Origin of the sequence: Neorhizobium descurainiae, assembly GCF_051400715.1 — a bacterium.
In the GTDB taxonomy this organism is placed as follows: Bacteria; Pseudomonadota; Alphaproteobacteria; order Rhizobiales; family Rhizobiaceae; genus Neorhizobium.
In genome coordinates this window covers 42,775-57,950 of record NZ_JBLFFK010000007.1, presented here as the reverse complement: position 1 = coordinate 57,950, position 15,176 = coordinate 42,775, and the positions used below count along the sequence as shown (strand labels likewise).

The following is a 15,176-nucleotide window of genomic DNA, read 5'->3' as shown; positions in this document are numbered from 1 at the left end:
GCTCAGCGCTCGTAGTTGATGCGCCGGCCGACGAAGACGAACTGGCAGGCTGCGAGAAGGAGGACGAAGATCATGAGGAGTGCTGTCTGCGTGGAGGCGCCAGACAGATCGTAACCGCTGAACCCATCGACAAAGATCTTGTAGACCAGCAACGTCGTGGAGCCGCCAGGACCGCCCTCGGTGATCGTGTCGATCAGCGCGAAGACCGATGTGATGCTCTCGGTGAATTCCAGCACGAAGGTCAGAAAGAGCTGCGGCAGGATCAGCGGCAGCTGTACGTCGAAGATGCGCCGCCAGGGCCCGGCCCCGTCCATCGCCGCCGCCTGATACATGGTGTGCGGAATGGAGCGCAGGCCGGCGAGCAGAATGACGAAATTGAACGGAATGCCACTCCAGACATGCGCCGCGACAAGCGTGATAAAGGCGTCGGTCCCATCGATACCGGGATTCCAACGGCCGGGGAACATCGCGTTCAGTGGAGCCATGATGCCGACGAACGGATTGAAGATGAAGGCGAAGACCACCCCGATCGAGGCGCCGGCAACGCCCTTTGGCCAGACCAGGATGTTCCGCGCCGGAAGGGACATGCGGATCTTGCGATCGGCGGCGACCGCGAGCATCAGCGGCACCACGACCGCCAACGACGATGCCGTCATCATGAAGACGATGGTGCGCCAGCCGGACATCCAGAATTCCGGATCGGAAAGCACGCGCTCGAAATTCTGGAGGCCGACGAATTGCGAGCCGCCGCCGAAGGGCTGTTCCAGGAAGAAAGACCAGTAAAAGGCCTGGAAGACCGGTACGTAGAAGAACAGGACGATCAGTGACATGAGCGGCGCCACCAGGAGAAGCGGCAGCCAGCGGTGGCTGTACAAGGAGGATTCCGAAGACATGGAGAAGGCCTCTACAGAGGAAATCGGCACAGGGCGGTTTGCCGCCCGATGCCTTTGATTCCTGTGCCGGATCAGGGGAGCTTCTTGTCCTTGTAGGTCTGCTCGAAGCGGCGCAGCAGCTGGTCGCCGCGCTTCTTGGTGTTGTCGAGCGCTGCCTGCATGGTCTGCTGGCCGGCAAAAGCCTTCTGGGTTTCTTCCATGAAGACTTCGCGAAACTGCACGTAAAAGCCGAGACGGATGCCGCGGGTATCGGGCGTCGCCGGCTGGTTCATGGATTCGACGCCGACCTTGGCCGTCGCATATTTCGGCGAATTCGCCTCGTTGCTCTTGGCGATGGCCTCAATAACGTCGGTCGTGACCGGGACGTAACCGGTGGCGGCGGTGAAGAACATCTGCTGCTCGGGGCGGCGCAGGAAGTCCAGGAAGGTTTTGGCCGCTTCGATCTCGTCCTTGCTGTGACCCTTCATGACGTAGATAGAAGCACCGCCAACAAAGGTGTTGTGGCGATCATAACCCTTGTACATCGGCGCCATGTTGACCGTCAGTTCGTACTTGCCTTCGAAAGCCTTGGCAGCGGCCGCATAGGAACCGGAAGACTGTTCCATCATCGCGCATTCTCCGGCATTGAAGGCGGCAGTGTAGTTGCCGGCCTTGGTGTCGACCGCAAGTCGGACGAGGCCTTCCTTGCGCCAATCGACCAGATTGGCGAGATGCTTCGCGGCAAATGTGGTGTTTATGACGTATTCGGCGTCGAGGCCGTCATAGCCATTGTGCCTGGTCGCGATCGGCAGGCCGTGGCGGGCGGAGAACTGCTCGAGCACACGCCAGGTATCGCCATCGGTGACGAAGGGGCAGGCATGGCCGGCCGCCTTCAGCTTGCGGGCGGCTTCGATGATCTCTTCCCAGGTCGTCGGCGTCTGCATCACGCCGGCTTTTTCGAGCTCGGTCTTGTTGGTGTAGAACAGCAGTGTCGAGGAATTGTAGGGCTGGGCAAACAGCTTGCCGCCCGAGGTTTCGTAGTAAGCACGCGCGCCGGCAATATAGTTGCCCCACTTCACGTCGGGCATCAGGTCCTGGACTGGCTCGACGGCGTCCGACAGCATCAGGTCGAGCGTGCCGGCGTCGAAGAACTGGATGAGAACAGGGTGGTTCTTGGCGCGATAAGCAGCGATCGCCTTCTGCATCGCGACTTCATAGCTACCCTGTCCGACGCACGTGACCGTGTGCTGGCTCTGTGCGGCGTTGAAGGCCTCGCACTGTGCCTTGATGGCCACTTCGACATTGCCCGTGTTGCCGTACCAGAATTCGAAATTGGCTGCCTGCGCGGAACCTGCGCCTGCCATGAAGGCGGCTGCGGCCGCCAGAGTGAACCTGTTCATCATTGCCCTCGCGTGATTTTAAACCGGCCGGCTTCGATCTCGAGCCGTAGCGCGCCTTTGTTACACTTTGTGTGTAACAATTGAGTGACAAACCGGGTGGCTTGAAATCACAGGTTTTCGCTTGTAGTCGTGGATTATCCATGGGGCATGGGTGAATTTATTACACTTTACATGGTAAGGTTTGAGCAGTGACGGACGCCTATTCGCCAGAGGCCCTGATACCGAAACGCTTTCTTCGCCCCGACGAAGACACGGTGGTCTCCGCCAATGAACGGAGGATTTTGCAGCTGATCTGGCGAAATCCCGGCATATCGCGCTCGGAAATCACCGGGCATATTGATCTCACGCAGCAGTCCGTGCACCGCATCCTTGACCATCTGGCCGAGCGCGGCATCATTCTTTTTGGCTCGGCAAAGCCTGGCCTTGGGCGAGGGCAGCCAAGCCCGATGTTGCGGCTGAGCGGCAGTCATGCCTATGCCTGCGGCATATCGGTCAATACGGACGTGATCGGAATCTGCCTGATGGATTTTGCAGGCAATCTGCTTGGCGAAAACGAGGTTCCCCTGCGCGAGCTGACCATGGCTCAGGCTCTGCAGCGCGTGAAGGCAAAGGTAGCCGATCTGCAGACGCAGAACGATCTATCCAGTGAAAGCTTTTTTGGGGTGGGTTTTGCGATCGCCGGTTACCATGTCGACGGAACGCGACACAACGCGCCGCTCCCCTTGCACGAATGGTCCCTGATTGAACTAGGCCCGATCGTCGCAAGCCTGTTCGACAGGCCGGCCTGGGTGATCAACGGGGGGAAGGCCGGTGCGATCGCCGAATCCATGTTTGGCGCCGGTCGTTTCATCCGACACTTTGCATATCTGAGCTTCAACTATGGCTTCGGCGGCGGCGTCATCAGCGACGGCGAACTCATGCACGGTGGCAATGGTAATGCCGGTGAATTCTCAGGAATGTTCGACGCCGTGGAAACGGAAAGGCGACCGGCCCTGCAATATCTCATAAATCGGCTGAACCGCAACGGCGTCAATGTTCCTTCGATCCACTACATGCGCCGCCATTTCGACCAGAAGTGGCCGGGAGTTTTCGAATGGGTGGAAGAGGTGACGCCAGCCTATAACCGTCTCGTCAATGCGATCCGCGCCACCATTGATCCGCAGGCTATCGTATTTGGCGGTCAAATCCCTGCGGAACTGGCGCAAATTCTGATCGATCGGACGCAGATTTTTGACCGCCCCCGCTATGGAATACATCGCGCCAGTCCGAAACTGATCATTTCCGAGATTTCGAGCGACGCCCCGGCGATGGGCGCCGCGATCATGCCCTTCCGCCGGACGTTCTATTGACCTGCTTTGGCAATCACTGGAGACAGATGAACGTTTCGACCAACCCGGTGCTTCCTCGCTTTGTGTGGTTAACAGGACATTTGCGGACGCGTCGCTGCTTACGGTGATGTAGACAAAATAATCACCCGGCCCAGGTGTCAAAGTTCTGGATATCGCCTTCAAGATGAAGAAAGCTGGATTGTTTGCACCGCTGCGAAACCAATCGAAATTGCCCGGATTGCGGAACGCAAAGCCGTTATTGGCACGCCTGGCACAACCGCAGTCTCCAAGACCTGCCAGTTCAGGAGCGTGCTGTGAAAGTCAATCTCACACTGAACCGAATGCCCGCGCCGACCGTCGCGGACCGTTGCCCAAAATTGCATTACGAGCCGAGGCGAAGCCCGAAACACAGGCACAAGGTCCGGCTAACTCTCAGCAAATATCACCTGTCGTCTCCTGCGCACGATTGAAAGAGCTGGAGCGATCAGCAACAGAGCGGCGATGAGCAACATGGTCGCGCTGATCGGCCGCTCGATCAATACCGTCGCGTTGCCGCGTGACAGTAGCAGCGCACGGCGAAGATGCTCCTCCATCATCGGCCCCGGGATGAAACCAAACAGCATCGGCGCAGGCCCGCATCGCAATTTGGCACAGCAATAGCCCGGGGCTCCGAAGACGATCAGCACCCACGCATCGAACATCGAATTGGAGAAGCTGAACACGCCGATGCAGGTGATGACGACGATCGCCGGGAAAAGCAGATGATGGGGAAATGCCAGGAGCCTCACCAAAGTCCGACCAGGGGAGGTTGGGCAGGACGAGCATCGCATTACCGATCCACATGGAGACGATGAGCCCCCAGAACAGCGCCGGCTGTTCCGATATCACGTTCGGGCCTGGCTGTATGCCCTGGATCATCAGAGCGCCGATGCTGTGGGCCGATGGCGCGGTCGTTATGCTTCGGTCTCTTCAAGGCGCGGCTCGACGTTCAGGCAGGCATGCACGTGCCCGGGAACGATCGACCGAAGCTCTGGCCTGATCCGGCGGCAGTGATCGGTCGCAATCGGACAGCGCGGATGGAAATGGCAACCGGAGGGCGGATTGAGCGGCGACGGAATCTCGCCCTGTATCGGCATGAATTTCCGGCGCTGCATCGAGATCTTCGGCATGCCGTCCAGCAGCATCCGCGTATAGGGATGGGCCGGCGCATCGAAAAGCTCGGACGTTCTCGCCAGCTCCACCACGCGTCCGAGATACATGACGGCCACCCGGTCGCAGAGGTGGCGGATGACGCCGAGGTCGTGGCTGATGAAGATCATCGCCAGCCCGCTGTCGCGCTTAATGTCCATCAGGAGGTTGATGATCTGCGCCTGCACCGACACGTCGAGCGCGGCAACCGCCTCATCGCAGATCAGCATCTGCGGCTTGACCGCCAGCGCCCGCGCGATGCCGACACGCTGGCGCTGGCCGCCGGAAAACTGATGCGGATAGCGCCCGATGCTGTCGGCCGGCAGGCCGACACGCGCCAGGATTTCCACGACATAATCCTTCATCTTCGAGCGCGGCACGACGCCATGCAGCACCGCCGCCTCACCGACGATTTCGCCGACCCTGAGGCGCGGGTTGAGGGAGGAGAGCGGATCCTGGAACACCATCTGGATCTTCAGCGCATCCCGCTTGCGGGCGAGGAAACTGTCATAGGCTTCCCCGCGGAACTGCCGCTCGCCGGACGAGACCGGCAGGATGCCGGCGATCATCCGCGCCAGTGTCGATTTCCCGCAGCCGGATTCCCCAACCACGCCGAGCGTCTCGCCTTCCCGCAGCGTCAGCGACACCTGGTCCACCGCCTTCAGCACCGCCGACCGGCGCGCATTCGCAAGCCGGTCGGCGAACCGCTGCAGCGGTCCGCGCGTCACCGTGAAGCTGCGCGACAGGTCTTTGGCTTCGAAGATCATCTCGCTCATGGTTCAATCCTCGAATGGATGGCAGCACCATATGCGATGCGTTTCGGTGAGTTGTGTCGCCGGCACCGGCTGGCGGCACATGTCCGTCATCCGTTCGCAACGGCTGGCAAAGGGACAGCCCTCCCCAAGCGCCAGCAGCGAGGGCATATTGCCCGGGATCTGCTTCAGCTTTTCGCCCGGCGCATTGCGGGACGGAACTGAGTCGAGCAGTTTTCGCGTATAGGGATGCCGCGCGCCGCCGATGATCTCCTCCGTCGTGCCGATCTCCATCATCGCGCCCGCATACATGACCATGATCCGGTCCGCGAGTTCGGATAGCGTCGAGAGATCATGGGTGATCCAGATCATGCCGAGACCGCGCTCGTCGATCTGGCGGCGGATCTGGTAGATGATCTGCGCCTGGATCGTCACGTCGAGTGCGGTGGTCGGCTCGTCGGCGATGATCAGGTCCGGCCCGAGCAGGAGGGCGATTGCGATCACCACGCGCTGGCGCATGCCGCCCGACATCTCGTGCGGATAGGCATTGAGCCTTTCCTCGGGAGACGGAATACCGACTGCCTTCAGTGCCTCGATGCAGCGGTCGTGCATTTCGATGCGCGACACATTTTCGTGCGAACTGATCGCCTCGTACATCTGGTCGCGCACCCGCATCAGTGGATTGAGCGTCATCAGCGGGTTCTGGAAGACCATGGCGATGCGCCGGCCGCGATAACGGCGCATCTCCTCGAAATCGAGCGCGGTCAGTTCCTCGCCGCTGAGCCGGATCGAACCGGAAACGATGCGGCCAGGCTCATCGATCTGGCCCATGATCGACATGCCGGTCACCGACTTGCCGGAGCCTGATTCGCCGACGATGCCGAGCACCTCGCCCTTGGCGACGTCGAAGGATATGTCGCGCACGGACTTGATGACGCCCTTGCGGGTGAAGAACCAGGTATTGAGGCCTTCGACCTGGAAGAAGGTTTCGGTCATGGCTCGGCCCTCCCCTAGCGATCCAGCCGCGGATTGTTGAGATCGCGCAGCCGATCGCCGAGCAGGTTCATCGCGACGATCATCACCAGCAGTACGACGCCCGGATAAATGCTGATCCAGTACTTGTGGGAAAAGATGAACTCATAGCCGCTGGCGATCAGCATGCCGAGCGAAGGCCGGGTCAGCGGCAGGCCGACGCCGAGGAAGCTGAGCGAGGATTCGAGCGAGATCGCCGCAGCGATGTTGAGCGTGAACAGCACGATGATCTGCGGCATGCAGTTCGGCAGCACATGCCGCAACATGATACGCGCCGGGGAAAGCCGCAGACAGCGTGCCGCCTCGACATACTCCTTGCCGAGTTCGCTCAAGGCAAAAGACCGCGCCGTGCGGGCGTAATAGGACCATTGCACGATGATGATGGCGAGCACGACCTTGCTGACGCCGTTGCCGAGGATGGCGAGGATCGCCAGCCCGACCAGCAGCGCCGGCAGGCCGAGCATGAAATCCACGGCGCGCATGATGATCGCATCCGTCACCCCTCCCCGCCAGGCCGAAAGAAGCCCGAGCAGCGTGCCGATAACCATCGCGACACCGGCGGCGACCAGTCCGACGAAGACGCTGATGCGGATGCCGTAGAGGATGGCCGACAGCATGTCGCGGCCGAAATTGTCGGTGCCGAACAGAAAGACGAAATCCGTTTCCTGGTCCAGCGACTTGGCGATGGCGAGAAGGGTGAAGCTCGCCGGCAGCGGGTTGGAAGACGTGATCTTCGCCACACTGTGCTGCGGATTGTCGATCGTCCACCACGGCTGGATCGGGTGCTTCTTTGCGCCTTCGATGGTCGCACCCTGCGGCAGGTTGCGGATTTGTAGGCTGGCGAGCTTCGCATCCGCAGGCTCGATGCCGACGCTCAGACAGTTCTCCCCGCAGGGCGCGGCCGTGAACGAAAGCTGCGTCTTGGACGGCGACGCCGGCTGAACGGTCGCCTGCGCGGCCGCGACGCGAATATTGGCGCGCGCCTCCTCGCCCGGCAGCATCCGCTTCGAACCGGTTGGCTTCAGCGCGTCGGAGAGCTGGAGCTGGGTCAGGTCATAGGGATCCGTCGGCGCCAGCAGCGGCGCGGAGACGGCACAGAACACGAACACGATGCTCACCGCCAGGCTGACGACGGCCGCGGGGCTTTCGGCAAAGCGCTTGGAATAATCCTTGAAGCTCGCGACGCTCATGCGGCACGCCGCCCCAGAACGGATTTGACCCGCGGGTCGATGACCATGTGCAGGATGTCGACGATGAAGTTGATGGCGATGAACAAAAGCGCCGTGTAAGTAAGCTGCGCGACGATCATAGGCCGGTCGAGCACCTTGATCGAGTTGATCAGCAGCTTGCCGAGTCCCGGCCAGGAGAACACCGTCTCGGTGATCACGCCATAGGCCAGCAGGTTGCCGAGTTCGATACCGGTGACGGTCACCAGCGGCACCAGCGCATTGCGAAGGATATGGCCGATCACGACCCGGCGGCTTTTCACGCCCTTGGCGTAGGCGAACTTGACGAAATCGAGCCGGCAGATCTCCAGCGTCGCGGCACGCGTCACCCGCATCAGCAGCGACATCTTCAAGAGCGCCAGACTGAAGGCCGGCATGACGATGTGCGACCAGCCATCGAGGGTCCAGAGGCTGGAGGTGATGCCGAAATGGGTCGCAAGCTGCCCGCGGTCGCCGACCGGCAGGATCGGCAGGGCGATGCCGAAGGCGACGATCAGCAACATGCCCTGCCAGAAGGTCGGGATGCTGACGCCGATTAGCGAAAACGCCATGATGCCGCGCCCGAACAGCGATTCCGGCTGCAGCCCGGCATAAAGGCCGGCAGGCACCGAAATGCCGACGGCGAGAACAAAGGCGACAAAGCCGAGTTCCAGGCTGGCCGGCAACCGCTGGAGCAAGACGTCGACGACCTGCTCCTTGTAGACGAAGGAGGAGCCCCAGTCGCCCTGGACCGCATTGCCGACGAACACCAGGTATTGTTCCCAGAGCGGCCTGTCGAGGCCGAGCGCGATGATCGCCGCCTGCCGGTCGGCCTCCGAGGCCTCCGACGAGATCAGGATATCTACCGGGTTGCCGATCAGCCACACGCCGATGAAGAGCACTATCGACAGGATCACCACCACGATCAGGCTCTGCACCAGGCGTTGAACCACGAAGGACAGCATCAGCGGTCGCCCTTCAGGCTGACGTTGATCCTGCGCTGCTCGACACTCGGGATTGTGCCGGCGCTGACATCCTCGACCAGCGACCCGAAATGCAGCGCATATTCGGCACAGATGCCGCCGGTGCTGCCAGCTTCCAACCGGTCCTCGATCGCGGTGCGGATCGCCTCGCCGCCCGGCAATTGCGCCAGCTCCTCGAGAAAGGGCGCCCTGCCGCTTGCCGCAGCGATGGCGGCCTCATGCACGAGTTCGTGCCCCTTGTGCTTGCCGAGCGTGCCGCCAAGCTGCATCATCGCGAACTCCCCGAAGATCGCCCCGTGCGACAGGTCGAGATTGGCCCGCATCCGCGCCGTGTCGACATGGAGGTCGCGCACCAGAAGTTCGGTCCGCACGAGGATCTCGGACATGGCGGCGATCACTTCCGCCAGTCCGTCCTCGAACATCTGGTTGGCGCTTCCGTCGGATTCAAACGGGCGGTAGGCGGTCGCCATCAGCATGCCGGCACAGGAATAGAGCTTGCCGCTGTTCGCGATGATGCCGTAGCACAGGATCGGATTGATCTTCTGCGGCATGGTGGAAGAGCCGATGGAGCCCTCGACGCGCCCCTCGTTCAGTTCGCCATATTCCTCCGCCGAACTCTGGTAGAGTTCCTCGGCGATCTTGTGACAGACCGATGCGGTAAGCGTCAGCGCATTGACGTATTCGCACATCGGCGTACGGATCGCGCGCGAGGGAATGGCCATCTCGCCCATCCCGAGCAGTTCCGCCACCCGCGACTGCAGCGCCGGACCCTGCCGGCCGAGCGCCGAAAAGCAGCCGACCGCGCCGCCCGTCATGACCGCGAAGGCACGCGCCTCGGCTTCCTTCAATCGGTCCATCGCCTGCAGGAATTCGTCGATCCACACCGCGACCTTGAAGCCGAAGGTGATCGGCACCGCATGCCGGTAGTGCGTCCGCCCGGCCATGATCGTATGGGCATGGGTGCGGGCATGGCGGCCGAGATGGCGCAGGATATCGGCAAGGAACCCGTCGAAGACCGCCTGGGCGCGCTTGCACAGCAGCAACAGCCCCGTCTGGATGATGTTCTGCGTCGTGATGCCCCAATGCACGTAACCGCCGTGCTCGGGTCCGCAGAGACGCACGAGTTCGTTGATCAGCGGCATCAGCGGATGGCGGGTCGTCCCGTAGCCCTCGTCGAGCCGCTGCATGTCGAGAAGGTCGTGACGGCAGTGGTCGGCTATTACCTGCGCCGAAGCGGCCGGGATGATCCGCAGCTCGCCCTGCGCGAGCGCCACGGCCCTCTCGACATCGAGAAAGGCCTGGTACATAGCGGGTGGCGAAAGCGCGTCCCGCAGCCCGCGATAGTCGTATTGCGACGTCAGGGCGTCGTTGAATTCTGTACCCATCTCGTTCTTGCTTTCGTGAAATTACCGAAGGGGCCGGCCCGGGATTGCCGGCCCCGCCGACACCCCCTCACTCGGGTTTGGCGGTATAGAAGATATTGGTCAGGTTGGCGTTGGCGTCGTAATGCACGCCGTTGCGGACACCCCAGACACCGAACTCGTGATAGAGCGGCACATAACCGTCGTCCTGGTAGACCTGCGCGACGGCCGAGCGCAGCAGTTCCTCGCGCTTGCCGTCGTCCAGCGTCGACTGGGCGTCTTCCAGCGCCTTGTCGGTGACCTTGCTGGAATAGCGGCCGCGATTGGCGCCGCCCCAGCCCTTCTCGGCATTGCGGGTGCCGGCGAGGTTGATCATCTGGCTGAGCCCTTCACCCGTATCGGCAGCCGCACCGGCGAGATAGAGGCTGAATTCGTAGGCGCTCGCCTTGGTGAAGTAGATACTGAAGGGAAACGTCTCCAGCGTCACGTTCAGCCCGATCTGCGAAAGCATCGCGGTCACCGCCTGCGCCACCTGCGCCCCATTGACGTAGCGGTCGCTCGGCGCGTTCAGCGTCAGCGAAAAACCGTTCGGATAGCCGGCCTCTGCCAGCAGCCGCTTTGCCTGCGCCGGATCGTAGGGATAGGGCTGCAGGTTCGGATCGTGGCCGAAGACACCGTCGACGACGATCTGGCTGGCCGGCTGCGCCATGCCGCCCATCACCGTCTCGGCGATCTGGTCGCGGTTGATGGCGAGGTTGAGGGCCTTGCGGACGCGCGGATCGAGGAACGGGTTCTTGCCGTCCGTGCCGGAGACCTTCGGCGTCTTTTCCTGGCCCTGATCGGGCAAAAGGAAGATCAGCAGCGTCGAGGGCATGGAGGCGAGATGATACTTGTTGGACGACTGTATGCTATCGACGCTGTTGATCGGCACCGCGTTGATGACATCCACCGAACCGCCCAGCAGTGCCGCGATCCGTGCACTGTTGTCCGGCAGCGACTTGACCAGCACGGAATCGTAGCCGGCCGGCGTGCCGTAATATTGCGGGTTGCGCTCCAGCTCGATCTCGACGTCGGGCGTGAACTTCTTGACCCGGAAATGGCCGATGCCGGCGGACGTCTTGCCGCTGTTGAAATCGGCCGTCGACAGCCAGTTGTCGTTGCCGCAGGTCTTCTCGTCATAGGCCAGCACGCGGCCGGTCGGGTTCTCGACGATACCGATATAGCTGAGATTGCGCAGAAGGTTTGGATCCGGCTTCTTGGTCTCGATCTCGATCTTGCCGTCGCCGGCATCCTTGATGCCTTTTATGGTCGAGATGAACGTGCTGTACAGGCCCGGGCTGTTCGGCACGTTGCGTACCCGGCAGAGCGAATAAATCACGTCATCGGCCCCGAGCGCGTTGCCGCTGTCGAACTTCGCCTTCGATTCAAGCGAGATCACCCATTTGGTGCCGCCCTGGATTTCCCAGGATTTCGCCAGCCGCGGCTCGACATTGCCGTTGACCCCGTTGGCATAGACCAACGCATCGGAAATGTTTTCGCGCAGATCGAAATTGTATCCGGCGCGGTGGAAATGCGGATCGACCGATGTCGCCAGTGCCGCAAGCCCGACGCGCAGCTGTTCCGCCGAAGCCGGAACGGTTGTGAGTGCCGTTGCACCCGCAAGCGCCAAGCCCAGGAATGCCGATGTTGAATGTTTCATGATCCTCCTCCCAATCAGGTCCATGTTGGCGCGGAAGGTAACGGCGATATGCGTGGGGAAAAATCGAATTTTTCTGCATTCGATTGAGATTTTTGCAATCGAATGTTACCAAGGTTCGGGGAGGATATCATGACAGGAAAACGCGGGCGCGATCTGCCGCCCATGACCTCGCTTCCGGTTTTCGAAGCGGTCGGCCGGCACGCGAGCATCGCCAAGGCAGCCGACGAGCTTTGCCTGACACCCGGCGCCGTCAGCCGGCAGGTCCGGAATCTCGAGGCTTTCCTCGGCTGCGACCTGTTCGAGCGCCTGCATCGCAAGATCGCGCTGACACCGGCCGGCGAAGTCTACTGGGCGAAGATCCATGCCTCGCTCGCGGAAATCCGTGCCGTCACCAGCGATCTTGCCATCGACATCGAACGCCGGCCGCTCGTCATCGGTAGCCCGCGTGTTTTCCTGCAGAAATGCATCATGCCGGCGCTCGGCAGCCTTTATGCAAGGCGCCCGGACATCGTCGTGAAATTCGTGACCGGCAACCAGGATATGGAAGGGCTGGACGGCATGATCTATGTCGGCGCCGAAAGCCATCGAAGGGGGTTCATCTGCGAGGTGCTGGCTCCAGCCGATCTCACTCCGGTCTGCAGCCCATCCTACCTTCGCCGCGCCGCGCCGCTCGAAACGCCCGACGATCTCGAAAGGCACGTGCTGCTGAGATCGGCGGAATTCACCCGCAACTGGGAGCTTTGGCTTGGGCCGCGAACATCCCGGATATTCGCCGCGACCCGCTTCATCGACCTCGAAAGCTCCGGCCTCGAACTGACCGCCGCCGTCGAAGGGCTGGGCATTGCCATCGTCCGTGAGAAACTGGTGATACAGGAACTGGCGGAGGGCCAGTTGATCGCCCTTTTCCCCGACCACATGGTGCGCGAGCACTATGCGTTCCTTTTTTCGGAAACCAAGCTGAGATCTCAAAGCTTCAGGGTCTTTCGAAACTGGCTCACGCAGGCGATGTAAGGTCGATGCAAATCGATAGAGCTAGGAGACCGGCAACCTGGCTGAGGCCGAAAACGAGCTGTTAGGCCTGAGCAGTCCATCATCATCCCTTTGTTCGGAGAGGAAGTGGTGGCGGTGCGATGGACGATCACGATCGAGGGCAGGAATGAGTTCGGCGACATTGGTCGTCGGGAGGGGAGGATCACTAAGAGCGGGGAGCGCTTGTTCGGCAGCGACATCGGCCCTTCCGTCGATGATGGCAAGAAGATCATGGGACGCTTCAGCGCACGGTCGTAGCCCATGAGGCCGATACCTATTCCCTCTTCCGCCGGGATCGTCACACCCTTTCGGCCGGTAAAGGACTACACGACGCGCCGTCTCCGAAGTCTTCGGCGCGGTGAGCCCCTCCCGATCCGGTCCCGGCAGAGCGTCCAAATTATCCCCTACGTCGCCTCGGAATTTGGAGGAGACAAGGAGGTTGCCGCTCCCAACGTGATCACGGTCAAGCCCGAACGAACCTTTTGGGGTGCTCATTCTTCACACGATGACGGAGAGGACCGAGAAGCGAAAGACGGAAACAGACCGCAGCCGCAAGGTTCCGGATCTCAACCGACACTCACGGCGCAGCAAGCATCAACAACCCTGATATTCTTTTATTCTAGCAATCGCATGAAACGGTTGCGCGAGACCCAAAACCAAATTAAGTGGATAATAACAGTCAAGTTAATGCGGCAAGGGGCGGCTTTGACAGTCCACGATCAGATCGAAGCACTCTATGTTTCCGAGCAGCGGCGCCTGGAACGTCTTGCTCGCAGCAAGGTTGGAAGTGCCTATGCGGCAGATGTCGTACAGGATGTCTTTGCGGCTTTGTGGTCTCGCGCGAAGGAGCAGTTCATCCTCTCGCCATCCTATCTGTCTCAGGCAACCCGCTATGCTTCGATCAGCCATCTTCGCGCCGAGCAGCGCAGGATGAGGCTCCTAGGATCAATCACCGAAGATCAGTATATGCCCCCCGTCGTGCTGCCGGACCAGATCGTGGCGGCGCGCGAACGCCTTAACAGGATAGAGACTGCAATAGCGGAATTGCCAGAACGGACACGAAAGGTCTTCCTGCTCAATCGTTTGCACAGTTGTACCTACGACGAAATCGCAATCGCGCTCGATCTTTCATACAGCACAGTCGAACGCGATATTGCAAAGGCGATACTCGCCTGCAGGACCGCACAGCAGGATCAACCTTGATTGAGGGTCTCGCGCGCTCTCGTGCAAGATGTGATAGTGAACCATGCGGTGCATGAGCGATTCCCATGACAGAGAACCATCCAGATCAGCGTGATCCGCTCGTGATCGAAAAGGAAGCCATTGCTTGGTTCACCCGCATGAATGGGAAACCTTCCGCAACCGATCGTCTTGACTTCAGGGCATGGCTGGAGGCTTCGCCTCAAAATCTCGCCGCATTCAACGAAGTAGGCGCGTTGTGGCACGGGCTTGCACCTTCCATCCACATGGCCTCGAACGGTACCGATGACGACCTTGCGGAGCCGCTGCAGAAGATACAGCGCCTCCGGGCCTCGAAAAAGAGGAGTGCGACTGGCCCCGTTGCCGCCAGCTGCCTGGCGCTGCTGGTAGCCGGCTGTTGGCTATGGCTTGAACGGCCGAATTTTCTTCAGGACTTGAGCGCGGATTTTGTCTCCGCACGCGGAGAGCGGCGAGATATCCGCCTCGAAGACGGCTCGCGTATCCTAATGGACGCAGACACCGCAATGGATGTGGACATGTCTGCGGGGCAGAGGCGGGTCAGGCTCTTGCGCGGTACCGCGTTCTTCGACGTGGCCCGCAATGAAGAGACGTTCATCGTTCAGACTGAAAATGGTGAGATACGGGTTCTCGGTACGCAATTCGACGTCGCCATGCGGCAAAACGGTAAGGTTACCGTTACCTTGGCAGCCGGCAGCGTCGAGGTCCGCGCGGTCGAGCAAGCGCAGAACCTCGTCATCAAACCGGGCGAAACCGTCGACTATGACGTGAACGGTATCGCCGCGGCTCAGCCGATTGCGGTCGAAGACGAAATGGCCTGGCATGAGGGTAGGTTCATATTCAACAATGCCCGCCTTGCTGATGTGCTCGCGCAGATAGAACGCTATCGCGATGGCCGTATCGTAATTCTAGGCTCATCACTGGCCGAGCGCCGCGTCAGTGGCAACATTCCCCTTGGCGATACGGATCAGGCGCTTAAAGCCGTCCAGGCGTCGGTCGGGTTCCAGTTGAACGGCTTCGGAAAGCTGACCGTGGTCCGCGACTGAGACCCCTGAAAATCTCCTTAATATTTTCTTTAGTGAGCGTGAGGGTAGAGCCGTCACCCGCTC

The 15,176-nt window shown here is 60.9% G+C and carries 13 protein-coding genes and 1 pseudogene; 5 read left to right on the top strand and 9 right to left on the bottom strand.

Annotated elements, in window-relative coordinates; translation table 11 throughout:
* Nucleotides 1-2: 2 nt before the first annotated feature.
* Together ACMGE0_RS14245 and ACMGE0_RS14240 are read right to left on the bottom strand one after the other, a co-directional pair.
* The gene (locus ACMGE0_RS14245) at nt 3-893 is read right to left on the bottom strand and encodes a carbohydrate ABC transporter permease (protein ID WP_436816523.1); all 891 of its coding nucleotides are present in this window, start codon (nt 891-893) and stop codon (nt 3-5) included.
* Between the two features lie 71 nt (nt 894-964).
* On the bottom strand, nt 965-2,275 hold the full coding sequence (locus tag ACMGE0_RS14240; RefSeq protein ID WP_436816522.1) for an extracellular solute-binding protein: 1,311 nt from the start codon (nt 2,273-2,275) through the stop codon (nt 965-967).
* A gap of 185 nt (nt 2,276-2,460) precedes the next feature.
* Between ACMGE0_RS14240 and ACMGE0_RS14235 the strand changes: the two genes are divergently transcribed.
* Both ACMGE0_RS14235 and ACMGE0_RS14230 read left to right on the top strand, forming a co-directional pair.
* Nucleotides 2,461-3,621, top strand: coding sequence for an ROK family transcriptional regulator (locus tag ACMGE0_RS14235; protein WP_436816521.1), 1,161 nt, complete (start codon nt 2,461-2,463; stop codon nt 3,619-3,621).
* A 182-nt stretch (nt 3,622-3,803) separates the two neighbouring features.
* Entirely contained in the window at nt 3,804-4,070 is a 267-nt protein-coding gene (locus tag ACMGE0_RS14230) for a transposase family protein (protein WP_436816520.1), read from the top strand.
* Here ACMGE0_RS14230 and ACMGE0_RS14225 read toward each other — a convergent pair.
* The 7 genes and pseudogenes from ACMGE0_RS14225 to ACMGE0_RS14195 all read right to left on the bottom strand — a co-directional run bounded on the left by ACMGE0_RS14225 (nt 4,026) and on the right by ACMGE0_RS14195 (nt 11,820).
* Nucleotides 4,026-4,518: pseudogene (locus ACMGE0_RS14225) on the bottom strand (tripartite tricarboxylate transporter permease). The gene ACMGE0_RS14230 and the pseudogene ACMGE0_RS14225 overlap by 45 nt on opposite strands.
* Nucleotides 4,519-4,553: 35 nt before the next feature.
* Nucleotides 4,554-5,564 carry an ABC transporter ATP-binding protein gene (locus ACMGE0_RS14220; RefSeq protein ID WP_436816519.1) on the bottom strand — a complete coding sequence of 337 codons (1,011 nt, stop codon included), beginning with the start codon at nt 5,562-5,564 and terminating at the stop codon, nt 4,554-4,556.
* Between the two features lie 3 nt (nt 5,565-5,567).
* Entirely contained in the window at nt 5,568-6,536 is a 969-nt protein-coding gene (locus tag ACMGE0_RS14215; RefSeq protein ID WP_436816518.1) for an ABC transporter ATP-binding protein, read from the bottom strand.
* A gap of 14 nt (nt 6,537-6,550) precedes the next feature.
* The gene (locus ACMGE0_RS14210; RefSeq protein ID WP_436816517.1) at nt 6,551-7,762 is read right to left on the bottom strand and encodes an ABC transporter permease; all 1,212 of its coding nucleotides are present in this window, start codon (nt 7,760-7,762) and stop codon (nt 6,551-6,553) included.
* On the bottom strand, nt 7,759-8,742 hold the full coding sequence (locus ACMGE0_RS14205; protein WP_436816516.1) for an ABC transporter permease: 984 nt from the start codon (nt 8,740-8,742) through the stop codon (nt 7,759-7,761). The genes ACMGE0_RS14210 and ACMGE0_RS14205 overlap by 4 nt, the downstream gene beginning before the upstream one ends.
* The gene (locus ACMGE0_RS14200) at nt 8,742-10,145 is read right to left on the bottom strand and encodes a class-II fumarase/aspartase family protein (protein ID WP_436816515.1); all 1,404 of its coding nucleotides are present in this window, start codon (nt 10,143-10,145) and stop codon (nt 8,742-8,744) included. The genes ACMGE0_RS14205 and ACMGE0_RS14200 overlap by 1 nt, the downstream gene beginning before the upstream one ends.
* A 67-nt stretch (nt 10,146-10,212) precedes the next feature.
* Nucleotides 10,213-11,820, bottom strand: coding sequence for an ABC transporter substrate-binding protein (locus ACMGE0_RS14195; RefSeq protein WP_436816514.1), 1,608 nt, complete (start codon nt 11,818-11,820; stop codon nt 10,213-10,215).
* Between the two features lie 129 nt (nt 11,821-11,949).
* On the opposite strand from ACMGE0_RS14195, the gene ACMGE0_RS14190 reads away from it, so the two are divergent.
* From ACMGE0_RS14190 to ACMGE0_RS14180, 3 genes are all read left to right on the top strand, one after another.
* Nucleotides 11,950-12,831, top strand: coding sequence for a LysR substrate-binding domain-containing protein (locus ACMGE0_RS14190; RefSeq protein WP_436816513.1), 882 nt, complete (start codon nt 11,950-11,952; stop codon nt 12,829-12,831).
* 471 nt (nt 12,832-13,302) lie between these two features.
* Complete coding sequence (locus ACMGE0_RS14185) at nt 13,303-14,052, top strand: RNA polymerase sigma factor (protein ID WP_436816512.1); 750 nt, start codon at nt 13,303-13,305, stop codon at nt 14,050-14,052.
* A gap of 65 nt (nt 14,053-14,117) precedes the next feature.
* On the top strand, nt 14,118-15,113 hold the full coding sequence (locus tag ACMGE0_RS14180) for a FecR family protein (protein ID WP_436816511.1): 996 nt from the start codon (nt 14,118-14,120) through the stop codon (nt 15,111-15,113).
* The last annotated feature ends 63 nt before the right edge of the window (nt 15,114-15,176 follow it).